This window comes from Desulfovibrio sp., from assembly GCF_041907885.1.
Lineage (GTDB): Bacteria > Desulfobacterota > Desulfovibrionia > Desulfovibrionales > Desulfovibrionaceae > Desulfovibrio.
This window is the reverse complement of sequence record NZ_JAYRGM010000026.1, coordinates 1-22090: the sequence shown is the minus strand read 5'-3', so window position 1 is coordinate 22090 and position 22090 is coordinate 1. Positions and strand designations below refer to the sequence as shown.

Sequence of the window (22090 nt, the reverse complement as noted above, 5' to 3'; positions counted from 1 at the left end):
CTGGCCAGACGGCCGAGCACCTGATCCTGAGCGTCAACCACGAACCATTCACGGTTGATGTCTTTGGGGGTGGGGCTGAACGTCTTCATCGGAGTGACTCCTCACATCTGCAAATATCAGCGGCCATTAGGCAGCAAAAAGATCCATTGCGCGATGTGCCGTCGAACGGGGATGACGACAATATCGCAGTAAAGGCAGCCTCAATACTATAAACACCAAAGGCTGTCAAGCATTCCACCCTTCAAAGGAAGGAAAAACCGATCAGTCTGGCGCGCACAGCGCAGGGATATGGCTGACATTAGCGCAACCGCAAGCGGGCGCGCTCAGACAAGAGCGCGGCCTCTCGCGCCGTGGGCACAAATCGGCACATTCCCGGCATCAGTGTTGAAGCTCTTGAGCTTTACCTCACTCCCTTCTATAGTGCAAACTGTTTTTTGCGCAGTCATTTTCTGGGAGGGATTGCATGCCCGTAATTCGCAAGAATCTGCTCCAGCTTATTTTTTCCGGCGCGTATCTGCTGCGCTGGAATGACAAGCTGCGGCCCATAGAGCTGCTTGAAACCGACAAACAGGCCCATAAAATGCTGCTCGCCTGCGTATTGTGGCACGAAAATTCGCGCCACATGCCAGACCCCCAGCGCGTGGCCCTGGCTACTGAAGTTATCGAGGGCGGTTTGTTCGACTATTTTTACCGCCTCATCATCACCGACGTTAAGCCGCCCATCTACTATAAAATCAAGGAAAACCCCGAGCAGTTCCGCCAGCTGACAGCGCACGTGCTCGACAAGCTGGAACCGGCCCTCGCCCCGCTCGGCCCCTTTTGGGAGCGCATGCGCCAGTGGCATGCCAGCCCCGACGACGACACCCCTGCCCGCCGTATTCTCACCGCCGCCCACCTCTTTGCCTCGCAGTGGGAATTCAAGCTCATCGAGCCGCTCAACGCCCCCTTTGACGATGAAATGGGCGACATCGGCCAGTCGTTTCCTGACCGGCTCGATACGTTTAACGAGCTGCAGGGCCTTGCCGCCATGCGCACGCCCGGCACGGCCCTGTCCCGGCTGGCCAATCTGTGCGGGCAGCTGCGCTTTCAGGTGCGCTGGACGCAGGCCCCGCGTATTCCGGCCACGTCTGTCCTCGGCCACATGTTTATTGTCGCCAGTTACGCCTACTTTTTCAGTCTTGCGGTCAACGCCTGCCCGGCGCGGGCCAACAACAACTTTTTTTGCGGCCTGTTCCACGACCTGCCCGAGGTGCTCACCCGCGACATCATCTCGCCGGTCAAGCAATCCATCTCGGACCTGCCAAAAATTATCAAGGAATACGAAGATAAAGAGCTTGAGCGTAGGGTTTTTGGCCCTCTGCGCAGCGAGGGCTTTACCTCGCTGGTTGAACGCATTGAATACTATCTGGGGGCTGCCGTGGGTTCCGAATTTCAGGAATGCGTGCGCGAAAACGGCGTTGCCCGCGCTGTTGACGGCTATCAGGCTCTTGCGGCCTGCAACCGTAATGAGATGGACCCCAAGGACGGGCAACTGGTAAAGGTTTGCGACAATCTGGCGGCTTTTATCGAGGCCCACAGCTCCATACGCAATGGGGTATCCTCCCCGCACCTGCTGGAAGCCTGCGTGCGGCTGCAGACGCGCCTGCGCGAAAATTCACCCAACGGCCTGGGACTCGACGCCCTGCTTGCCGACTTTGACTAACACCACAACGCCATGAAAATTTTACCCCGCTCTATCAAGGCACTGCCGCTCCTGGTGGTGATGGCGGCCGTGGCCTGCCTGTTTGCCGCCAGCCCACGGCCCTGTTTTGCGCTTGCCATTTCCAAAGGGCTGCCTTTTTACGCCCAGGATATGGAATTTTACTACGAGCACCGCCGTGTGGAGGCCCTGCCCGGGATATTGCGCACGTTTGACGCGCAGGGGGTGCTACGCGACAGCCTCAAACAGATAATGCTGGCTGCGTTTATTGGGCAGGTGCTGCGCGACGACCCGGCCGCGCGACAGCGCATCTTGCCGCCCGCCCCGACCCTGAGCCGCGATGGGCGGCGCACGCTCGCCTGGGCGGCCCATTTTGCCCAGCTGCCTGACGAGGCGGCCCTGCTCGCCAATCTGCTGCAGCCCTCGGACAACCTGTTGCTCGACCAGATACGCCGCAGCCCCAGCCCGGTGACCAACTGGGATATTTATTCTGAAAAATCCGTTCTGCAGATGTATTGGGCGGCGTTTATGGCCTCTGGCAGCAACGATTTTCTTGATGCCATCATCCGTGCGGCCTTGCACTATGCCCGCCTCAACGGTGAAGGTCTGCGCAATGACGATACGTTTTCAACAAGCGCAGCTGCGGCGGCCTCGCTGTATGAATTCACCCCCCGTCACGCGGCCGTAAAAAAACGCGTCGAGCAGTTTTTGCAAAAGGCTTCTGGCCCGGAAGCCGAAACACTGCGCATCATCCTGCGCAAGTAGCGGAGCACGCAAACGCGCGGCAGGGCTGACATGCAGAGATTGCCAAGACGTGCGGGCATGCTTGAAAAATGGGACAGACAGGATGCCGCCGGGGCAGCTCCCCCTCTCCCAGCCTGGCTGAAATACAGACCGGGCAAGCGGGGCTGACACTCGGCCGGTAAAATCGAGCCGGTAAAATCGAGCAGACAAACCACATACCGGCTGGCAGCCCTACCTGCAGGCGCGCCAAAAGGCTCCACCCCTTGCGGGATGGAGCCTTTTATCATTGAGGCAGGCGGCCGGGCCGCCCCGCTCTAGCCCTTTTTCATGTGTTCGATCAGGTCTATGAGACTTTTCGCCTGCGCGCGCAGCGAACCTAGCTCCTGCATGGCAACCTGCATGGATTGCGCTGTGCTGGCGGCAATGTGGTTAACGTCGGCTATGGACCGGTTTATTTCCTCGCTGGTGGCGGACTGCTGCTCGCTTGCCGCGGCAATGGCCCGCACCTCGTCGGCGGTCTGCTCCACCATGCCCACAATCTCTTTTAGGGCCTCGCCAGACTTGTTGGAGTAGTCCGTGGCGGCGGCAACATTGTCAACGGACTTTTCCACCTGCTGGATGCTCTGCCCGGCGCTCTGCTGGATAGCCGCAATGGCGTTGCCCACGTCGGTGGTGGAAGACATTGTTTTTTCCGCCAGCTTGCGCACCTCGTCGGCCACAACGGCAAAGCCGCGCCCGGCGTCGCCCGCGCGGGCGGCCTCGATGGCGGCGTTAAGCGCCAGCAGGTTGGTCTGGTCGGCGATGTCTGAAATAACACCCATAATCTGGTTGATGGCCTTGGCATGGTCATCGAGCTGGGCCATGCCCTCCTTGAGCGCTTGCGACTGGCGTTGCACTTCCTGAATGCCCGTCACAGCCCTTGAAACGATCTCGGAGCCAGCTTCTGCCTTGTGCTTGGCGGCATTGGAGATATCCGACGCGCCGCCGGCATTTTTTGCTACCTCAAGCACGGTTGAATTCATTTCTTCCATGGCGGTGGCGGTTTCGGCCAGACGGCTCGCGGCATGATCAAGCGCACCGCCGGTGCTCTCGACCTGCTCGGCAATATCGTTGATGGAGGCGTTGAGCTGCTCCACCACGTTTTCTATCTGGGCGGCGGCGCTCATCATACCCTCGCGCTTGGCCTGCTCGGCCATGGCCTGCGCGGCGCGGGCATCTTCCATGGCGGCCTTGGCCTCTTCACCCATCTTGTGGGCTTCTTCAGCCTTTTCGCTGGCCTCAAGCACGAGCTTGCGCAGGTTGGTTTCCATCGTGCGCAACGAATCGGCCAGGTGCCCCATATCATCGCGGCTGTGCACCTCAAGCTGCGCATCGGTATCGCCCCCGGCTATGGCCTGGGCGTACGCCGTAATTTTGCGCACCGGCGCGCTGACCTTGAGCCCTAAAACAAGGGATAAAATCAGCTGAAAAACAAGCAGCCCAACGCCGATCCAGATAGAATTGCTGATGGCGGCCTTTTCAAGCTGCTGCAGCTGGTCAATGGGCATGCCCACAAACCACATGCCCACAATCTTGTTGTTGGCGTCCGTTACCGGCCAGTAAGCCGAATTGTAATCCACGCCCAGGATGTTGTTGTGCGCAAATACGGTTTCGCCCCGCTGCAGCACCGCCGCAAGTATCTCAGGCGCTTGCAGTTTTGTGCCCACAGCCCGGCTGCCGTCATCCTTGAGGATGGTGGTCATTACCCGGGTGTCGCCCTTGAAGATGGTGACGTTGACGCCCGATATGCTCTTGAGCCAGTCAAGATAGGCAGGGGCCACCAGCGACGTGCCGATGGAAACGCTGCCCACGAGCTTGCCCTCGTGCATTACCGGGTAACTGGCGCGGATGGTGAAGGGAACCTCGGTGCCAGCCACAACGGCAACAGCTGGGGAGCCCTTGAGGGCCATGGCCACTGTTTCCTGATTGGTAACGCTGTCGCCGTGCTTTTTGGAATGCCCGCGCGCGATGACCACACCCTTTTCATCAGTAATGGTCATAAAGTCCGACCCGGCCTTTTTCATCAGCACGATGCCGGTTCGGGCCGCCGCTTCGGTATCTTTTTCCGCCACGGCCTTATTAAAATCATCGTCTTCCGCAATAAGGTCAGCGCATTGCAAAAATTTTTGCGAAGTTGTTTCGTTGGCAGCGCTGATAACATGCTGCATCCTTCTGATGCCCTTGTTCAGTTCGTCTTCAATCGGAACTTTCATGAAATGGATTGAGACAAAAAGCACAACACCACAGCATGTGATCAGCGCACCAAAAAGCGACCCGACATATGTGTGCGCAATAGTCCAACGCATGCCATTCTCCTTGCCAAGAACGTCTACCACCAAATTTTACCGTGTCACCGTGCCCGTCGCTGGATGGGGGAAGCCAACAGCAGGCGTACAACCCTCCCCGAGCAACCCAGCCATCGGTTGCAGGGGTATATGCGTGGAACAAAAAACAGTATGTCCTCATAGAGCATTAACGACTTGAATAAAAAAAAGAATAGGGCAGTCAGCAACATTTGTTACAGGAAAATAATTTTTTATTCATAAAAGCGATAATATCACATATACAAAAACAGTAACAAATATGCCAGTTGGGTCAATGGGGTTTATCCATCAGATGCGGATACTTAAATTTTAATCTGTATAAATCCGGTTTGTTATGAGCAATAAAATTCCAATAGTTTGTGATTTTTTTTTCAATCACCTTCTTTTTCCCTGGCGGCAACGACGCTGCATGGCGATAAAAAAATCCGCAACTATACGGCGACCTGCAGAAAAAACGACGAAAAAGGCCTGCTTCTGCCCCGCAATTGCAGCCATCGGCGCAAGCGGAGCAGAAGCAGGCCCATGAACAGCCAAAATAAAAAAAACTACTCTGACAGTTTGTGGCGTACCTGACGGCACAGCCCCATAAGGGCATCGTATTCGTGCCGCAACAGTCCGGCGCGGCTGAACAGCCGCCGCCACGGCATAAGAAAATAATCGGGATTGTCGCCGTGCAGATAATCAAGACGCAGCAGCATGTCTTTAAGCGATTCCATGAGCCGCTCCTGCTCCGCCGCCGTCGCTACCCGGCCGCCGCGCGGCGTATCCGCTGGCCTTTCACCGTGCTGCAGGGCACGCACGGCGTTGGCGCAGGCATAGCTGAGCAGCAGCACCGCCTGGGCAAGATTGAGCGAGCTGGCCGCCGGGTCGGTAGGGATGGTCACAAGCCGGTGGCAGTGCATGATCTCGTCGTTATTGAGGCCACGGTCTTCCGGCCCAAAAACCAGGGAGACACGCTCGCCGTTTGCCATGGCGACAGCGGCCTCGCGGGCGGCCTGCTCGGGCGAGAGCAAAGCCTGGCGCCAGCCGCCGGTGCGAGCGGTGGTTCCAAATACCAGGGCGCTCTGGGCCACGGCCTGCTCGACATTTTCATGCACTTCAACGGCATCCAGCAGGCTCTGTCCCTTGGGCGTGGCGAGGGGGCGGGCTTTTTCCCTGTCCCACCGCTCGGGGTCCACCAGGCGCAACGTGGGGCAGCCCATGTTGACGCAGGCGCGCGCCGCCATGCCGATATTTTCGGGAAAGCGCGTTTTTACCAATACGATTTCAAGGCCTTGCAACAGCATTATCAACCTCAGCACAGGCCCCGCAGCAGGGTTAGGAGCACCTGCGTGGAGGCATCGGGAGAAAGAACCGGGGGCATGCCAGACGGCATCTTGGGCCAGATGCGCCCTGCGGCCAGAGCCAGCATGGCCCCGCCAGCGCCGCACTTGCACACCGTGCCCAAAAAACGGCCCATCATGGCGCCAAAGGCGGCATCCAGCGCTTCGCGCAGCGGGCGGCCCTTGAGGCGCTCAACGACAAAGCAGCCTGTCCATGCGCCCGCGAGCGCCCCAATGAGCGCCCCAAGCCCAAAAAACAGCGGAGCAAGCAGTATGGCCCCCGCTATGGCCCCAACCATACCCGCAAAAGTGCCGGAAGAGCTGGAGCCATAGCGTTTGGCCTTGAGTATCTGCATGCCCATTTCCAGAGCTTCGCCCACCAGGGCAATGCCCACCATCATGATCCAGAACCACATATCCATGGAGGCCGTGCCCGGATGCACCACCTTCCACAACGCCACAAGCCCCAGCAGCACCCAGTTGGCGGGCAGCCCAAAAATATTGAGCAGCAGCACAAAGCACAGCAGCGTTATGAACGCCCCGGCGAGCATAGAGGCCAGGGGAAAAGGCAGAAAATCCATGCGGTCTCCTCTGCTACTTTTTGTTGCGCAAATCCTGCAGACGCACGGCCTTGCCCTCTGTGCGCGGCAGGCTGTTGCTCTCCACAAGTTCGACCTTGGGCGTGACAAGGATTTCGTCGCGCAGGCGCGAGGCAATGGCCTTTTGCAGGCTTTGCAGCACGCGCATGTCTTCTACAAAGTGCTCGTCCCGAATTTCAATCTGCACGCGCATGACGTCGCCCAGACCGTCGTTTTCAAGCAGAATCAGGTAACTCTGCCCCACTTCGGCAAAGGTCATGATGACCTGCTCGATCTGCATGGGGTAGACGTTGACGCCCTTGATGATAAACATGTCGTCCGCACGGCCAAGTATGCGGTCGATGCGGCGGTGCTTGCGTCCGCAGGCGCATTCGCCGGGTATAAACCGGGTAAGGTCGCGGGTGCGGTAGCGCAATATGGGCATGCCCTGGCGGCACAGGCAGGTCATGACAAGTTCGCCCACTTCGCCTTCGGGCATGGGCTCGCCGGTTTCGGGGTCTACGATTTCGGGGATATAGGCGTCTTCCCACAGATGCATGCCGCTCTGGTGCATGCATTCAAAGCCCACGCCGGGGCCGTTCATTTCAGACAGGCCGTAGGAGTTGTAGGCCTTCATGTCAAAGAGGTCTTCAATACGGCGGCGGAATTCCTCGGTATAGGGCTCCGCGCCAACCAGGGCGATACGCAGCGGAAACTCGCGCGGGTCTTCGCCCATGGAGCGCAAATGCTCACCGAGAATAAGCGCGTACGAGGGCAGGATATGGGCCACTGTGGTGCGAAAATCCTTGGCAAGCTTGATCTGGCGGCGCGAGTTGCCCGCACCGGCCGGGATGGTCATGCAGCCCAGACGCTCCGCGCCAAAATGGATGCCCAGACCGCCCGTAAACAGCCCATACCCGGACATGTTCTGAAAAACGTCGTCGCGGCGCACGCCCACCATGTGGATACTGCGCGCCATAAGGTCGGCCCATGAATTGATGTCGTTCTGCGTATGGCAGATGGCTACCGGCGAACCGGTGGTGCCGCTGGAGCAGTGCATGCGGACAATCTCGGACTGCGGAACGCACAAAAGCCCAGTGGGATACTGTGAACGCAGATCCTGCTTTGTGGTGAAGGGGATGCGCCTCAAATCATCCAGGCTGCGGATAGAATCAGGCCCGATACCAGCCTCGTCCAGGCGCTGACGGTAAAAGTCGCACTTGCGCGTCTGCGCCACGGTGCTTCTAAGCCGCGTAAGCTGTGCCTGTTCGATATGATCCCTGCTCCAACACTCCGCCTCATCAAAAAATTCCATGCCGCCTCCTCAGATTCATGCCGCAACGCCCTTTGGCGCAATGGCTTATAATGCACACCCACCCGCCGTAGCGGGCAACAACGCTATTTTTCAAACCGGGCGTGCGCCCACCCCCAGACAAGGCCGAAACATCCGGCGATCATCATATCGCCGTGCGGGGCCAAAAAACGCCCATACCCCTGCAGCATGGCGCGCTTGGGGCCCGTAATATATGTGGGCTCATAGCCGCCAGATTCTTCGCAGTACGGGCCAAAAGCCGTGCCGTGCCCGCCGCTGGCCTGCACTTCTTCCGCCGGCAGCCAGTGTTTGCGAAACTGCTCAAGGTCGCCCAGCAACTGCTCAAGTGTGCGCATGCCCGTGTGGTGCTCGTAAATGCCGCGCACCTGGCCCCGGTACACCAGCGCGGCCACGGTATGCCCGTTGCCTACGTTGATGACGGTGATGCCCTGCCGATAACTGCGGTCCATAACCTCTTTATCGCACAGCGCGCCTAGCAGGGCGCTGGCCCCGGTATCCGCAACCGGGCCGCCTGTTTTTTCGTGCAGGGGCACAAGGCGGGTCAGCGCGGGGGGCGGGGTTTCATATATCCAGCGAGCCGGGTCGGACGACGACTCCAGCAGATCCGTCCAGGCGCGCATGCGGGCCTGACGGTTGCCATGCGTATGAAACCCGTGGTCCTGCGCGGCCGCAATCACCAGATGCGGCAAGGGCAGACCCGCTTGACGCAGCAGCCCGCCCCAGAATTCCGGCGAATAATCTGTCAAAAATACAGGAACACTGCCCTCGGGACAAGTGGAACACACCGCAACCCCCAGGTTGCGCACCACTTCCTCGTTGTCGTGGATGCCGCGAGTGGCCGCCGCTGTGGCGCTGACAGCAAAGCCCGCCGCAAGATGCTCCTTGATTGCCTGGGTAAAACCGCCGCCCATGTTGCCGCCGTAAAGCCAGATGCTGCGCTTGAGCAGCGTCAGCTCCCTGATGCGCTGGGCCACGAGCCGCGCGGGCGCGGGCAATACAAAGCGAGGCCAGTTTTCGCATTCAAGACCGGGGCGGGCCAGCAGGGCGTCCTGCGTACCGCTGCCGATATCAACGCACAGCACCGGTCCCGTGCCGCGCAAAAACTTTTGTACGATTTCGTCCATTTTCACCTCTCAAGAACGAAAAAATCTACCTGCATCAATCATCAAGCGCAAGCATTCACGACTTTTTGAAAAAAAAGCTTGCCAAGGATTTCAGATTACGATACTTCATCTTCTCGCGCCGAGGTGGTGGAACTGGTAGACACGCTATCTTGAGGGGGTAGTGAGAATTCTCGTGCGGGTTCGAGTCCCGCCCTCGGCACCACGAATTTAGGAATTGAGCTAACAAGCCCAATTCCTTTTTCTTTTTCTATCGCTTGATAAGCTTTCCGTAGTTGGTGACCCCATTCCCCTTTGCAGATGCCCTTTTGGGGCACTCACTGGGTCACAGGAGTTCCGACTATGTGCAAGTATGCCCCCAATAATCACCTCTCCCCTGCCAAGCTTCCTGCCTTCCTTTACCTAAAAGGAAGGATATTTTACTATCGCTATAAGCTTCCCAAGCAGCACACGCCAGGCTGTCCCGCGAAAGAAATCCGGATCAGCCTGCGTACGGCCTATCAATTTCAGGCATCACGCATAGCTGCGCAGCTACACGCCTTGACCAAAGAATCCTTGGAGCACTGGACGATGAGCGGACATACTGATTTTGCTGAAAACATGAAGCGAATTAAGGAACTTCGTAAATTCCTTCAGGATGAGCTGAATAAAATCCTTGATGCTCCAGACAAACGAGAATTGAGCCCTTCTGATATTCGTAAACGATTGAACGGATATTTAAAGTATCAGATTGATGATGAGGCTGTATCGCCTACTCCACCGGATATAATCCAGACTGAAGATGACGAAGGTAACATTGAAAATGTTGATATTGCACATATCAACGATAACATAGCATCAATGCACCTTAACAATCTCAACACTGGAAATAATTTCGATAACGATGTTCAACGTTGTGTCTTTGACCTTGTTAAGAACGGTGTATTTGATATCTCAGAAATTTCCCGCGACAATGTAGATGGACTCACCAGAAGTTATCTGGCCATGCAAATCAGCCTTCAAAAAATTAGGGCAGCAAGACTACGAGGAGATTTTTCTTATGAACAACCCTACCACCAAGCAGAATATACTCCATATCAACAATCTCTAAGCCCAGCAGAAGAAAAGTATCTAAATCTTGATGAACTCATAGATCGCTATTGCGTTATAAAAGTTAAAGACGGCGCATGGGCCGAACGTTCTCTTGCAGATCATAAAAACAGAGTTACAAGTCTCTTAAGAATCATTGGGAACAAACCAATAAATTCTATTACCAGACAGGATATGCGTAACTTCAGAGATACACTTCAAAAACTTCCTCCTCGCTGGCGCGAGCAGTTAGATAAATCTGGACTTTCCATAAAAGAGTTCATTGAAAAATACAAAAATAAAACTCCATTGAGTATAAAAAGCATCAATGTAATTGTTGAAGCTGTTTCAGGAATGTTTACTTGGGCTATGCGTGAGAATTTGATTGAGCGTAATCCTGCGCAAGGACTTGGACTTAAAGATACACAGCAGGACATAGAAAAGAGACTCCCACTCACTGATGATGATATAAAACGGATATTCTTTTGCGCTGGCTATAAACCTAGTGCTTTCAAAAATCCAGCCTATTATTGGGTTCCTTTGATTGCCCTCTATACTGGGATGCGGCTTGAAGAAATATGTCAGCTTCACTGCGAGGATATCTATGAAGAAGATGGCATATTTTTGATTGATATTCGAGAAGACAGCACTGACGGTTTATGCGATAAAATCTTAAAAACGAAAAATGCAAAACGAAAGATACCAATACATGAGCAGCTGATAAAATTAGGATTGATATCATACAGGAATGCAATGATAAAAAGCAATCAGATCAGACTATTTCCATTATTAAATAAAACTGAAAAATCACCTAAATATGGAAAGCAAGTAGGAAAAGCATTTGGTTTACTTCTGAAAGAAAAAAATATTGTTGATGGAAAAAGTTTTCATTCACTCAGACACTCTTTTTCAAATTTTTTCAAAGTCAGAAACATGCATACTGACATGTTTCGACAGGTATTTGGGCATGAAATACAAAATTTGGCCGGCAGGCAATATGGAGATAAGTTTTCAATAAAACAAATTTACGAGGAACTTATCTCAAAAATTTCTTTCGAGAAATCGAAATGAAAGAATCGATATTCTCTTCGCTTCATTCAGGAAATGGCATCACTGGGCAAGAAAGCAGGAATAGCCTGAATCCTTGCCCAGTGATCAACTTGTTTACCTGCCTTCGCTTTCAGGCAAGGCCAGCCTTTTCGGTTCTTCATCGGCATTGCATCTGCCGTCTTTTCGATTTTCCAATTCCACTGACACCGCTGCCGCTGTGAATACTCCTGCGATCCCTGCCAGTATACCGCCAATAAATGCCCATTTACTGCCCATATTTTTGCTCCTTTCTGGTAGCCTAGTACGGCTAGTCATCCCAATTATCTTTGATGGCCTGAAGCACAGCTATAACAACTGGTATCCAGCTAAGATAATTCATTTTCCTTCCTTTCATTTAGCAGCGCTGGATGCGCCGCTTTTTGTTAAGAGTAAAGAAACGGAATAATCCCGTTCGGTACCAAAGTCTGAAATCGAGGGGTACCATCATGCCACTCCCCCTTTGAGCAATGCAGTCTGTAGCAGGGCAAACATGGCAGGTACCAGATCAGGCAAGTCGTTGACCACCCGGCTTGTGTGTGGCAACAGGTGCGTGATGTGCTCATCCCGTATGCCAAGGCCATAAACTTCAAAGCCAAGTTTTTGCGCCACTCCGATGGCATTGTTTGCAGCCAACGGGTTGTCCGGCATGCCATCAGTGATAACCAGAATCATCTTGCGCCGCTCTTTGAGGGGCAACATTGTTTGCAAAACCCACCACACGGCCCCAGCTAGGGGAGTCCCTCCAGAAGCCCGAATGTCGAACATGTCTGGCACGGCCTGCCCGTGTCGCATGATGGGGAATACTGAATTGGTTTCCGTGACTGCGGGAAAGGCTGTTACTGCAGGGTTCACGCCACGGATATGGCTCAGCGCGGTTGCCGCAGCAAAACAGGCTCGATTGGCAAGGTTAATCGGCGCGCCAGCCATGCTGCCGCTTACGTCCAGCAGGATATGGACAGCCGTATTGAGGCCCAGTTGCACAGACTCTTTTTGGAAAATACGAGCACTGCCAACCTGCAGGCGGTGTAGCGAATTGGCGTGCAGAAGCCCTCTACGCCCGATACTGCAACGCCTTTGGGTTTGTGCCTGCAGAAAGCCCTGAAGGCGAGTGCGCAGGGCAATGCTGGTCTGAAGGGCTTGCAGCTTCTGCTCTGCTGGCAAGGGGGCTGCTTGTCGAGTGCCTTCTACCGCCACAGTCAGAGCGTCACTGGAGGGTTCTACGCTGCTATTGGCAAGCTCAATCGCCATGATTTCGCCGAGTTGCTGGGGTAGATCCTGCGCCTCCGCATGAAATAGGGCTTTAAGCGGTAAAGCACTCAAAGCCCTTAGCGGTTGAACCGGCTCAGATTGCTGGTCAATTTGTGAGGCTGAATCGGTGCCCTCCTTTGTCAGCTGGGGCATGTTACCCTGACCGTCTTTATCCGTACATTTGGTGGTTGCAGTTGGTTGAGGCGGTTCCCACTGCCGGATGCTCTGAGCGATTTGCCGAGCGTATTCGACTGCTGCCGTCGTATCTGGGCAATGGATGTAGACCTTAACCAGTATGACATCGAGGGCCTCTCTCAAGCTGGGAAAGTGCTGCTCTATGATGCTTGCCGCGTTTTGGCGTGCTTGACTCACATCATCAACATCCCAAGCCCGCACAGTCAGAAGCACATAGTCCAAAACAGCAAGGGCCGGGGAATCATCCCCGGCCCTTGGCGGTGCTTGCTCTACAAAGAATCGTCGTATCAGCCAGTTTAGGTTTCTCCGGCAACCTGGGAAAATTCCCGACAGTTTCTTTTCAACACGCCAGTCCTCAAGGCAGTTGAACAGATTGAAGGTCACAGGATCAAGGTTTGCAGCTTTCAACACGCTAAAATCAGTGTGTCGAATATGGCCGGATTCATGATCCACAAACGACCTCGCCAATGCCAGCAATTCAGGCTCACAATCCATGGGCAATGAGGGCAAGTGAATTACCTTACCGTTGGTACAGGCTTCCTTGCCGCCAATACGCACCTGCACGCCATAGCGGTCACCCAGAATGGATGCCAAAAGTGGCAGGCAGTTGAGAACGTCTTTTGTTCGAATCATGGCATCACCACAGGCCCAGGCTTGGGATAGCAGGATGAGGCAATGCGCTGTCTACTGCAGGAATATCAGGCAGAATGGGTTCGTCGTCATCTCCATCAGCTGCACCGTCTACTACCAGCATTGAGCTGCCGTCTTGCTCAGCAATAACTCCCGGACCAGCCAACAGGGCATCCAGCACAAATGCGGGGCCATACCCCTCAATAACTTTTTGGGCGTGGGGCACAAGAGCCTTACTGTCCTTGAGCAGGTAGACCAGCCCCTGCAACAGCAGCAGGTCTGTGCCGGTGATGTTGCCCTTCTTGGGCATGCGCAGCAGCGCAGCCTGCACAATGTCAGCTACCGGGGCCACATGCGGCTCTACAAATGACAAGCCCGTGAGCTTGGCATGTAGGGTACGCAGTGGCGAAAGCGCCTTGTGGGTTACCTCCGTTTTACCATGATAAACCCTGCGCCATATATCGTCAGCCGATTTGGCCACCTCATCAAACAGGGTGCCGCCGAGGCCCTGTACCTCTTCTGCCAGACCGGCTTCCAGCACAGCGGTGTTGTCTGTGTGCTGCTCAAGCGGGGCGACCTTATACAGCTGCCAGCGGAAATCCATGCGGGCGCGTACATAGTCAGGCCCCACGAGGGAGTTGCGGATAATTTCGCCCCACTGATGGTGTTTCTCAATCCACGCCTGCACCTTTTGGTCATAGCCAGCCAGAAAAGCTTCCTTTTCTTTCTGGAATTCGGTGCGGATGTTGAGCAGCTCCTGTACGATTTCGCCGGCTTTTTCTTCGGGGATGGCCCAGCCAGACATGAACCGTACCCCGTGCCGGTCAAGGTAGTTGAAGGCACGGGCCTTGAGCGTGCCGAACACCTTGAGGTTCTCCGGGTCAGCAATGCGCTTTGAGCCCAGAGAAGCCAGATCTTCGGGGGGCAGCTCTGCGCCGCCCAGATCTTCCTGGCTCATTTTGCGGCGGGCAGACCACAAGCTGACGTTAAGGTTAAGGGCCAGCAAATTGTCCAAAATGCGGATGTCAGAAACAAGCTGTGTCATTATAGCCTCTTACATTGATTTTTTGGAAGATGTAGCGTTGAGACCTTCAGTTTCCACCTGTTGAGGGAACATGCGCTGAGCCAGCTCGTGCAACATGGCGCGGGTTTCGCGGCTGGCTCGGAATCCCAGCGCCCGGTCGAGGGCATAGGTGACGGGCTGTACGCCTTGATGAGCCAGAGGCTGAAAGCGAACGGTCAGATCACCCCAGCGCAGCAAACTGCGCGTGGAGAATGTAACTTCAATGGCGTTGGTCAGATTGCTGGTAGAGGACTCACCCATGAACAGTTTTCGGACTTCATTGGCATAGTCCACCATGGTAGCGCACAGCGACTCGGGCAGCGATGGGAATCGCCGGGCAAGCAGACTTTTCTCCACATCGGCAGAGGGGTAGCCCACTTCGCAGATAGTAAAGCGGTCCAACCAGGCAAGGTTCTGCCGCTGGGTGCCCTGGTAGAGGCCGGTGTCATCGCCACCGCCATTGGTATTGGCCGTGGCAACCAGACGGAACATGGGATGTGGCACAATCAGTTCGCCGCCGTTTTCCGCAATGCACAGGGGGGAACCGTCCAACACGCTGTTCAGCCCTGCTGCAATCTCTGGCGAGGTCAGATCGATTTCGTTCAGCAAGATTATCGCCCCGTAACGCATTGCAAGCGCAAGCGGGCCGTACTCGAAGGTCATATTGCCGTCCTTGACTGCCAGGTGACCAACCAGGTCTGCAAATTCCAGCCGCCCGTGCCCGGTAACCTCAAAGACAGGATAGTTAAGCCTGGCTGACAGCTGCTTAATGCAGCTAGTCTTGCCACTCCCACAAGGCCCAAAGACGTACAGTGGTTCCTGTGGGTTAAGAAGCCAAACCACAACATCGCGGCTGGACTCATGGAAAATATAGTCGTGGTCAATGGCCGGGGTGTAGGCCGAAGGAACGGCGTAGCCCCTGACTGTGGTGCCAGAAGGCTTGCCGCTGAAAACCTGCCCGGCATCAAGGTCGGTGGGGAGGAGAGAATCAAGCTCGAAAGTAAGATCGGTATGCATCACTTCTCCTGTGTGTTCTATTGACACGTTTAACTTGAATGTACACAATAAAGACAAAGGAGATCCCTATGTCTACAGTAACGGCACGATTGGATACGGATACGCAAGCGCAGCTTGAAAAGCTTGCCGCTGCTACCTCACGGTCTCGTTCCTGGCTGGTGGCAGAGGCGGTAAGGCAATATGTGGCTGAACAGTCCTGGCAGGTCGAAGCCATTCATGAAGGTGTTCGTCAGGCAGATGAGGGGAAGTTTGCTTCTGACCAAGAGGTGACGGACGCCTTTGCTCGTTGGGGCGTTCATGCAAAATAGGCCTGTGCGGTGGCTCGCTCTAGCCATTGCGGATTTGCACGACATCGCGGGGTATTTGGCTGAAAAGGACTCAGATGCAGGAAGACAAATAGCCCAATGCGTATGGAATGCTGGGCAAAGCCTTACCTCCCTGCCATCACGAGGAAGGGCTGGCAGGGTCGCAGGGACTCGTGAGCTTGTTCTGGCAGAATTTCCGTATTTTATTGCATACCGCGTTGTTAAATCCGAAGTACAGATACTTCGTGTTCTTCATACCGCCCGCCGTTATCCGCAATAATCACGCAAATGCGATTTTTCTTTCCACATATATCCCAAACGGCTTACCACGAAAGCTACCGCGAGTTTCAATGTCGTCATAATCTTCGCCAATACGGATGAACAGGAAGTCTTCGTGGGGCAAATTGTCCATGAGCTTGCCAACAAAGGCGATTTCATCAAAATCATCATACCACTTTTCCCCTTCCCACAGAAAGACAACGGAGCCTGAGCCTTCATCGATTTTGCTAGGCTCGCCACCGATGAGCATTTTGATTGCTGCAAAGTTGTCGGGATTGTTCTTTTCTGCCTCTGCAAGTGCTGTTTTTAACTGATCCATGCCATTTTTTGTCAGGCACAGGGCCACGTCAGAATAATATCCCATGTAGATCTCCCGAAATTCAGTTTATGGGCGAAATGCTCAATTTTTCGAAAGGTGAACCAACACGCTCACAGCGGGCCAGCAAGGTATCCACGTCGATGTGGCCCAGATGCTCCGCATGAAAAATCTCGGTCAACTCCTCCCGCAGAGCATCCTTGTCCAAAGAGGTGCGACCAGCTGCCACTGACATGCGGAATCGGTAGTTTCCCGTGTCTACCCAATCCCGTGTGCCAGCTTGGCGGTAGACAAGCTTGAGCACAGTCTCCATTTCTTTGATTTCATTATCTAAGGCCGTGCGCTGCTCCTTGAGGGCAGCCAGCTTTTCCAGAGCTGGCTCCCATTGTGGCATTTGCACGCCTTGCGGGAATTTAGGGCAGTCGCCATTGTGCTCGCAGAACGAGCACAATGGGTAAAAGCCCTGGGCGCAATCCACCTGTCCCATGGTCATGTGCCCATCGCGAAATGCCGTTAGCTCACTCCAAAGTTGCGCCGCATGGTCAAGGGCCATATCCAGCATGGCCTGATTGAAGCCATAGGGGCCGAATGCTTTAACCTCTTTCATGGAAAGGCAGAGCAACCACGCTTCCATACTTGCCTCGGCAGCAGTTGGGGGCATCTCAAGACCAAGCTGGGCACGGCAAAGTTGAGGGAAGGTCATTTTGTCATGCAGAATCGTGCCGTCCTCAGCACGAAGACTGAAAACGGGCTTGTTCCATGCTTTTACCAAAAGGCCGATTTGTCCGTGTAGTTGCAGTAGATGGGAATCGTGTGGGGTGTCTGGCAGCTTGTCTGTGCTTTTCACTTCCAGAATGCGAATGGCATTAACGGGAGCGCCCCAGACCAGCACAAAATCAAGATGGGCTTTGATGGGTACGCCCTGATGCTGCCAGTTGACCTCAAGCTGGGGCAATACATGCAGGCCCAGGGATGCTAAAGCTTGCCCAACCCCGGATTCGAACCAGTGCCCGCGTTGCAACGTAAGCAGGCGTTCCAGGCTATTTGTGGTGGGAAGCACCTTTCTGGCTAGTGCCGCCCGGGGGCATTCCCAGTGTTGGCCGATATCACTCATTCCCACATAGCTGGAGCGGTCGCCCAGATGGGCGAGTGTGTCTTTGTGGGCAACGGCTTGCAGGCCTTGCCGAATTAACGCCCGTAATCCTTCTGTGCGGTTCTGTTCCATGGTTTAGTCTCCATAAAAGCGAGAGGGCCGCCATCAGGCAGCCCTCTCGCTCGGTCTTTTGATTTTCACTATGCGGCATCAACATACTTCCACCACAATTTTCTCTGCGGATTCCAGCGGAAGCCCGAACCAGTCAGTAATTCTTTCTTGGCCTGCGTGTTGCCGGTGGCAATGATGCAAGGCCGTCCGTCCTGAGCGGTAACTTGCTGGTAGGTGACGCCTTCCAGCGGTGGAAGGCTTTCAAGGTTGGCTGACAGGCGATTTGAGGGGCCTGAAATATTGTTTGTGGTGGACAGGTTGCATTGTCGCTCTTTTTGTGACTCAGGGGTGATTACGGGCAATTTTTGCCGTGCAGGCGATTTTTTGCCATTTTTAGCCCCTTCGCCATCGTCATCTTCAGTTACCATGCCCAACATGGCGGTTAGAGCGTAGCGGCGGGCATAGGTAATTGCCGATCCCATGCCCTGCGGATCGGCCTTAGGCAGAGGAACCACTGCAAGAGAGCTTTGCCACTGCCCTGACTCTGCATGCGTCAGTTTGGTGACCAGCCCTATGGTGTTGGGCTGTTCAACAGGCACAGGGTACTGGCACAACCAGATGCCGTTTTCGATGAGCGCATCGCGGCAGGCGTCCATGACACTGTTGAGGCTGGCGTACCAGCTTTTGGTGAAGGGGTTTTCAGCATCTTTTGCGATAGGCTTCACGACTCGTTGGACGTTAAGCAGGGCCTTAGCTAGTTCTGTAATGATCTCTGATTGGTACTGGCTCATATAAGCATCCTCCTTCGATAACCAGATGAGAAAGCCCTGTCCGGCTTGTGGCCGGACAGGGCTTTCAGGTTGATTTGAAGCATTACTCTGGTGTTCTTATAAGAGTAATATATTCTTAAAAATTGGTGGATAACATTGTTCTATGTTCCATGTTTAATTCCTGCGTCAGAAACACTAACTGTTCAATAAATACTTTTCGGGGAAAGGGTCACCATGCAGAGACTTGCCTTAGCCTATGCTGAGATTTCAGAGAGCCAAGGCCTTGATGCTCTCTGTTCCAAACCATCGTGATAGAGTATCCAATGCCGCCGGACTCAATCCCTGTGTAAAAAGTAATGCGAGCCTGCGTTTTGGGGGCAGGTCACTGGCCAGAGGGGGCACCCTCTGGCCAGAAACAGAAAGGCGGCATAGCTAATGAATTTGTCCACTTCTAAAAAGTGAACCCACGCCTTTTGTTGTTGTCTTCCGTGTGGCGTAGGATTAAAATAAAATTTTATGTTATCGTGGGGGAAGTTTAATGAGTTCAGTTTTTACGTCTCAAGACATTTCAGGGCTAGCCAGTCGACCTTTGTTGAAGTGGGCTGGTGGCAAGACTCAATTGCTAAGTGAAATTCTTCCTAAGATTCCCCCCCAATATGGCCGATTCATAGAGCCTTTTTTCGGTGGAGGAGCGGTATTTTTTGCAGTACGACCAGAAAATGGAATCATTGCAGATAGCAATCCAGAGTTAGTTAACTTGTATCGTTCCGTTGCGGCAGACGTAAATGGCGTGATCGCTCAATTGCGGCGCTATGAAAATACTGAAGACGTGTTTTATGCCGTTCGATCATTGGATAGGACAAAACTGTCAAACATTGAGGCTGCCGCTAGAACTATTTTTCTGAATAGGACATGTTTCAATGGCCTGTACAGGGTTAATAAATCTGGTCAATTTAACGTGCCTTTTGGACGCTATAAGAATCCAAAAATTATTGATGAGGATGCGCTAGGGGCTGCATCTATACTACTCAGTAAAACCACCATTATTTGTGGTGATTACAAAACGGTCCTAAAGGAAAATGCTCAAGCAGGAGACTTCATTTTTCTTGACCCTCCCTATCTGCCTGTTTCTGAATATGCAGACTTCAAGCGATACACCAAAGAGCAGTTTTACGAAGAAGATCATATTGAGCTGGCCGCAGAGGTAAAACGCTTACATGAACTAGGATGTTACGTGATTTTGACGAACTCAAATCATCCTTTGGTGCATGAGCTGTATCGGGAATTCGCTGTCGAAGTAGTGCCAACAAAGAGATATATCTCATGTAACGGGAAAGGACGCACTGGAGAGGATGTGATTGTTGCCGTTCCTCCAAGGCCTTGTTTTAACCTGAGATTGGTTCCTGCGCCACTGTCGCCGCAAGCCATGCGATACCCTTCGACCCGCTATATGGGGTCAAAAAACAAGCTGCTAACCGAGCTTTGGGCAGTCGCTTCGCAATTTAATTTTGATACTGCAATAGACCTCTTCTCTGGTTCTGGTGTGGTTGGTTATATGTTGAAGTCGCATGGCAAAACTGTAGTCAGCAATGACTACATGGCGATGTCAGCGACGTTTGCCAAAGCGATGATCGAGAACAACGAGGTCACTTTGTCGCAGGCTGAGGCATTAGCGTTACTTGAGCTGGACAAGCCAATAGATAAATTTGTTGAAACAAAATTTCAGGGACTGTATTTTAGTGATGACGATAATCGTTTGATCGATGTTGTGCGGGCCAATATTAAGGCCCTCAAAAGTCCGTATAAGCGGGCTATTGCCATGTCAGCATTGATTCGGGCCTGCCTGAAAAAACGTCCTCGCGGTATTTTCACCTATGTTGGTCATCGTTATGACGATGGTCGAAAAGACCTGTTAATGACGTTCCGCGCTCAGTTTCTTGAAGCCGTAGATATGGTGAATGCTGCTGTGTTCAACAATGGAAAGCAAAACAAGGCTCGTCACGGTGATGCAATGACATTGCATCACCGTGAATCTGGATTGGTCTATATTGACCCGCCATATTATTCGCCGTTGTCTGATAACGAGTATGTTAGACGCTATCACTTTGTTGAGGGGTTGGCTCGCGATTGGCATGGGGTGGAGATTCAGGAACACACTATCACCAAAAAATTCAAGTCGTATCCCACGCCGTTCTCATCGCGCAAGGGCGCAGCAGAAGCCTTTGATATGCTTTTTAGGCGATTCCGCGAAAACGTACTTGTAGTATCGTATTCGTCCAACAGTCTGCCAACTCTTGATGAAATGGTTGCCATCATGGCGAAGCATAAGAATCACGTTGAAGTCGTACCAGTTAATTACAAGTATTCCATCGGCAACCAAGGGACCAAGGTTGGCGATAACAAAAATGACGTTCAAGAGTATATTTTTGTTGGGTATTGAAAGTGAACGAGCATGCCAAGAATCAACAATAGTGAGAGCTTGGTCAAATCCAGCCAGACCGCGAATCTTTTAGTCCAAGAATTGCGAAACATGGTGATGTTAACCAAGCCGTTATCGGCTAAGAAGCCGGAAGGAAAGACAGCATGAGGCCGTGGCATTTAGGTAATACGACTGTTCGTAGCCCCTTCCGGTTGCGTGCTGGCTTGGTGGCGTTGTCCACTTCTTCATTACAAGGCTACTTGCGGGGAGAGGAGCAGGAGCGTGCTTTCCGCCGGTTGCTGGGTGAGCACGGTATTGTTGAACTTGGCGATGACGACACCTACAGCGTGGGGCGCAAGTGGCGCTCTGCGTTAAATAAGTTGGGCTTCCTCTATCCAGAAGTGCCGCCAGCATCTGGCATCCCGCAAGGCGAAATCGGCCCCATCGACACGATTACGCCGAATGGCTGGAGGTTGATTCGTGCTGATACTGTCCCCGCTATGCAGGAGTGTTTTTTGCGAGCGCTGGCCGCGCATTACATCCCTTCAGCGCTGGAACAAAAGTTTGATTTTTCGGTGTTTTCACCACTGCGGCATACGTTGGCCGTCATGTTGGAACTGGAGAAGCAAACCGGGGAAAGCTGTCTCAATTTCGTTGAGATGGCAATCGTTGTGCAACTCACCAGTAGTGATGAACAACTTGCCGATATTGTGGCGAAAGTGCTGGAGTTGCGGGCGCGGCGGCTTGCTTCACCAAATAAACGAAAGTTTGACCGGCAGGAGCGGGACGCCGCCGCTAAAATTCATGGTTACAAGGCAAGCACATTCAATGACTATGCCGATACAAATCTGCGCTATCTGAAGGCGACTGGTCTTGTGCAAAGCAAGGGGCGCGGCCTCTCTCTGGTGCCAGAGAAGCACGTTTTTATTAAAAAACTGATTCAGGATGCCGGAATTCCTGATTCCGACCGCTCGTACTTCATCACCTTGTGTAATGGTGCAGCACTACCAACCGACAACAAAGATTCGGCTCTTGCAGTTTTGGACGACCTGTTGCAGCAGCTTGATAAGCGCGGAATCCCATTTGATATCGCTGGGATGCCAACGAACACTCCGGCAGATATAGCGAGCATTCGCTACCAGATTGAGGAAATCTTGTCGGAGCGGAACGAAGAAGAATATGCAGCCCGGCAAGTCGTGGTGACCTTACCCCACTGCGTATACCACTTGTAAGTTAGTGGTTCCCAATGGGTTGCAGGTTACATTCTTTTCATGGAACTCTTCCGGAGTCAGCCACCCCAATGAGCTGTGCGGGCGCTGCTGGTTGT

Annotated in this window: 19 protein-coding genes, 1 tRNA gene and 1 pseudogene; 9 read left to right on the top strand and 12 right to left on the bottom strand. The window is 53.5% G+C overall.

Going from position 1 to position 22090, the window contains the following annotated elements; all coding sequences use genetic code 11:
• Positions 1-89, bottom strand: a pseudogene (locus tag ACE3NW_RS11150) (50S ribosomal protein L13); the annotation flags it as partial.
• 374 nt (positions 90-463) lie between these two features.
• Here ACE3NW_RS11150 and ACE3NW_RS11145 point away from each other — a divergent pair.
• A complete protein-coding gene (locus tag ACE3NW_RS11145) occupies positions 464-1702 on the top strand; it encodes an HD domain-containing protein (protein ID WP_374283395.1) in 1239 nt (412 codons plus the stop codon).
• A gap of 12 nt (positions 1703-1714) precedes the next feature.
• A complete protein-coding gene (locus ACE3NW_RS11140) occupies positions 1715-2464 on the top strand; it encodes a translation initiation factor 2 (protein WP_374283393.1) in 750 nt (249 codons plus the stop codon).
• Positions 2465-2757: 293 nt separating this feature from the next.
• Here ACE3NW_RS11140 and ACE3NW_RS11135 read toward each other — a convergent pair whose 3' ends face one another.
• The 5 genes from ACE3NW_RS11135 to ACE3NW_RS11115 form a co-directional block, all read right to left on the bottom strand.
• Positions 2758-4788 (bottom strand): methyl-accepting chemotaxis protein, encoded by a 2031-nt coding sequence (locus tag ACE3NW_RS11135; protein WP_374283390.1) that lies wholly within the window; start codon positions 4786-4788, stop codon positions 2758-2760.
• Positions 4789-5351: 563 nt separating this feature from the next.
• Positions 5352-6092 (bottom strand): RNA methyltransferase, encoded by a 741-nt coding sequence (locus ACE3NW_RS11130; protein WP_374283388.1) that lies wholly within the window; start codon positions 6090-6092, stop codon positions 5352-5354.
• Between the two features lie 8 nt (positions 6093-6100).
• Positions 6101-6709 (bottom strand): DUF456 domain-containing protein, encoded by a 609-nt coding sequence (locus tag ACE3NW_RS11125; RefSeq protein WP_374283386.1) that lies wholly within the window; start codon positions 6707-6709, stop codon positions 6101-6103.
• A 13-nt stretch (positions 6710-6722) separates the two neighbouring features.
• The gene (locus ACE3NW_RS11120; RefSeq protein WP_374283384.1) at positions 6723-8021 is read right to left on the bottom strand and encodes a phenylacetate--CoA ligase family protein; all 1299 of its coding nucleotides are present in this window, start codon (positions 8019-8021) and stop codon (positions 6723-6725) included.
• An 83-nt stretch (positions 8022-8104) separates the two neighbouring features.
• Entirely contained in the window at positions 8105-9163 is a 1059-nt protein-coding gene (locus ACE3NW_RS11115) for a DUF1786 family protein (protein ID WP_374283382.1), read from the bottom strand.
• A 117-nt stretch (positions 9164-9280) separates the two neighbouring features.
• On the opposite strand from ACE3NW_RS11115, the gene ACE3NW_RS11110 reads away from it, so the two are divergent.
• The 3 genes from ACE3NW_RS11110 (at position 9281) to ACE3NW_RS11100 (ending at position 11723) form a co-directional block, all read left to right on the top strand.
• Positions 9281-9365, top strand: a tRNA-Leu gene (locus tag ACE3NW_RS11110).
• Positions 9366-9502: 137 nt separating this feature from the next.
• Positions 9503-11299, top strand: coding sequence for a tyrosine-type recombinase/integrase (locus ACE3NW_RS11105; RefSeq protein WP_374283380.1), 1797 nt, complete (start codon positions 9503-9505; stop codon positions 11297-11299).
• A 73-nt stretch (positions 11300-11372) separates the two neighbouring features.
• The gene (locus tag ACE3NW_RS11100; protein ID WP_374283377.1) at positions 11373-11723 is read left to right on the top strand and encodes a hypothetical protein; all 351 of its coding nucleotides are present in this window, start codon (positions 11373-11375) and stop codon (positions 11721-11723) included.
• A gap of 38 nt (positions 11724-11761) precedes the next feature.
• Here the strand turns inward: ACE3NW_RS11100 and ACE3NW_RS11095 are convergent, their stop codons facing one another.
• The 3 genes from ACE3NW_RS11095 to ACE3NW_RS11085 are packed head-to-tail and all read right to left on the bottom strand — an operon-like array spanning position 11762 to position 15470.
• On the bottom strand, positions 11762-13393 hold the full coding sequence (locus tag ACE3NW_RS11095) for a hypothetical protein (protein WP_374283375.1): 1632 nt from the start codon (positions 13391-13393) through the stop codon (positions 11762-11764).
• A 4-nt stretch (positions 13394-13397) separates the two neighbouring features.
• Positions 13398-14435, bottom strand: a complete 1038-nt coding sequence (locus ACE3NW_RS11090) for a DUF3150 domain-containing protein (RefSeq protein ID WP_374283373.1) — start codon at positions 14433-14435, stop codon at positions 13398-13400.
• Positions 14436-14444: 9 nt separating this feature from the next.
• Positions 14445-15470: an AAA family ATPase gene (locus ACE3NW_RS11085; protein WP_374283371.1), complete on the bottom strand. Its 1026-nt coding sequence runs from the start codon at positions 15468-15470 to the stop codon at positions 14445-14447.
• Positions 15471-15538: 68 nt separating this feature from the next.
• Between ACE3NW_RS11085 and ACE3NW_RS11080 the strand changes: the two genes are divergently transcribed.
• On the top strand, positions 15539-15778 hold the full coding sequence (locus ACE3NW_RS11080; RefSeq protein WP_374283369.1) for a CopG family ribbon-helix-helix protein: 240 nt from the start codon (positions 15539-15541) through the stop codon (positions 15776-15778).
• Positions 15768-16055 carry a type II toxin-antitoxin system RelE/ParE family toxin gene (locus ACE3NW_RS11075; RefSeq protein ID WP_374283367.1) on the top strand — a complete coding sequence of 96 codons (288 nt, stop codon included), beginning with the start codon at positions 15768-15770 and terminating at the stop codon, positions 16053-16055. The genes ACE3NW_RS11080 and ACE3NW_RS11075 overlap by 11 nt, the downstream gene beginning before the upstream one ends.
• On the opposite strand, the gene ACE3NW_RS11070 is transcribed toward ACE3NW_RS11075, so the two are convergent.
• The 3 genes from ACE3NW_RS11070 to ACE3NW_RS11060 all read right to left on the bottom strand — a co-directional run bounded on the left by ACE3NW_RS11070 (position 16056) and on the right by ACE3NW_RS11060 (position 18365).
• Positions 16056-16418, bottom strand: a complete 363-nt coding sequence (locus ACE3NW_RS11070) for a hypothetical protein (protein ID WP_374283363.1) — start codon at positions 16416-16418, stop codon at positions 16056-16058.
• 16 nt (positions 16419-16434) lie between these two features.
• Entirely contained in the window at positions 16435-17595 is a 1161-nt protein-coding gene (locus ACE3NW_RS11065) for a hypothetical protein (RefSeq protein WP_374283361.1), read from the bottom strand.
• 68 nt (positions 17596-17663) lie between these two features.
• A complete protein-coding gene (locus ACE3NW_RS11060) occupies positions 17664-18365 on the bottom strand; it encodes an ERF family protein (protein ID WP_374283359.1) in 702 nt (233 codons plus the stop codon).
• A gap of 517 nt (positions 18366-18882) precedes the next feature.
• On the opposite strand from ACE3NW_RS11060, the gene ACE3NW_RS11055 reads away from it, so the two are divergent.
• Positions 18883-20784, top strand: a complete 1902-nt coding sequence (locus tag ACE3NW_RS11055) for a Dam family site-specific DNA-(adenine-N6)-methyltransferase (protein WP_374283357.1) — start codon at positions 18883-18885, stop codon at positions 20782-20784.
• A gap of 143 nt (positions 20785-20927) precedes the next feature.
• Positions 20928-21995 (top strand): AlwI family type II restriction endonuclease, encoded by a 1068-nt coding sequence (locus ACE3NW_RS11050; protein ID WP_374283355.1) that lies wholly within the window; start codon positions 20928-20930, stop codon positions 21993-21995.
• The last annotated feature ends 95 nt before the right edge of the window (positions 21996-22090 follow it).

Excerpts from the sequence above, each read along its gene's own strand:
- ACE3NW_RS11145 (WP_374283395.1), top strand. The coding sequence starts at position 464 with ATGCCCGTAATTCGCAAGAATCTGCTCCAGCTTATTTTTTCCGGCGCG.
- ACE3NW_RS11050 (WP_374283355.1), top strand. The coding sequence starts at position 20,928 with ATGAGGCCGTGGCATTTAGGTAATACGACTGTTCGTAGCCCCTTCCGG.
- ACE3NW_RS11080 (WP_374283369.1), top strand. The coding sequence starts at position 15,539 with ATGTCTACAGTAACGGCACGATTGGATACGGATACGCAAGCGCAGCTT.
- ACE3NW_RS11060 (WP_374283359.1), bottom strand. The coding sequence starts at position 18,365 with ATGAGCCAGTACCAATCAGAGATCATTACAGAACTAGCTAAGGCCCTG.
- ACE3NW_RS11115 (WP_374283382.1), bottom strand. The coding sequence starts at position 9,163 with ATGGACGAAATCGTACAAAAGTTTTTGCGCGGCACGGGACCGGTGCTG.
- ACE3NW_RS11130 (WP_374283388.1), bottom strand. The coding sequence starts at position 6,092 with ATGCTGTTGCAAGGCCTTGAAATCGTATTGGTAAAAACGCGCTTTCCC.
- ACE3NW_RS11105 (WP_374283380.1), top strand. The coding sequence starts at position 9,503 with ATGTGCAAGTATGCCCCCAATAATCACCTCTCCCCTGCCAAGCTTCCT.
- ACE3NW_RS11065 (WP_374283361.1), bottom strand. The coding sequence starts at position 17,595 with ATGGAACAGAACCGCACAGAAGGATTACGGGCGTTAATTCGGCAAGGC.
- ACE3NW_RS11095 (WP_374283375.1), bottom strand. The coding sequence starts at position 13,393 with ATGATTCGAACAAAAGACGTTCTCAACTGCCTGCCACTTTTGGCATCC.
- ACE3NW_RS11135 (WP_374283390.1), bottom strand. The coding sequence starts at position 4,788 with ATGCGTTGGACTATTGCGCACACATATGTCGGGTCGCTTTTTGGTGCG.
- ACE3NW_RS11140 (WP_374283393.1), top strand. The coding sequence starts at position 1,715 with ATGAAAATTTTACCCCGCTCTATCAAGGCACTGCCGCTCCTGGTGGTG.
- ACE3NW_RS11085 (WP_374283371.1), bottom strand. The coding sequence starts at position 15,470 with ATGCATACCGATCTTACTTTCGAGCTTGATTCTCTCCTCCCCACCGAC.
- ACE3NW_RS11120 (WP_374283384.1), bottom strand. The coding sequence starts at position 8,021 with ATGGAATTTTTTGATGAGGCGGAGTGTTGGAGCAGGGATCATATCGAA.
- ACE3NW_RS11070 (WP_374283363.1), bottom strand. The coding sequence starts at position 16,418 with ATGGGATATTATTCTGACGTGGCCCTGTGCCTGACAAAAAATGGCATG.
- ACE3NW_RS11090 (WP_374283373.1), bottom strand. The coding sequence starts at position 14,435 with ATGACACAGCTTGTTTCTGACATCCGCATTTTGGACAATTTGCTGGCC.
- ACE3NW_RS11055 (WP_374283357.1), top strand. The coding sequence starts at position 18,883 with ATGAGTTCAGTTTTTACGTCTCAAGACATTTCAGGGCTAGCCAGTCGA.
- ACE3NW_RS11075 (WP_374283367.1), top strand. The coding sequence starts at position 15,768 with ATGCAAAATAGGCCTGTGCGGTGGCTCGCTCTAGCCATTGCGGATTTG.
- ACE3NW_RS11125 (WP_374283386.1), bottom strand. The coding sequence starts at position 6,709 with ATGGATTTTCTGCCTTTTCCCCTGGCCTCTATGCTCGCCGGGGCGTTC.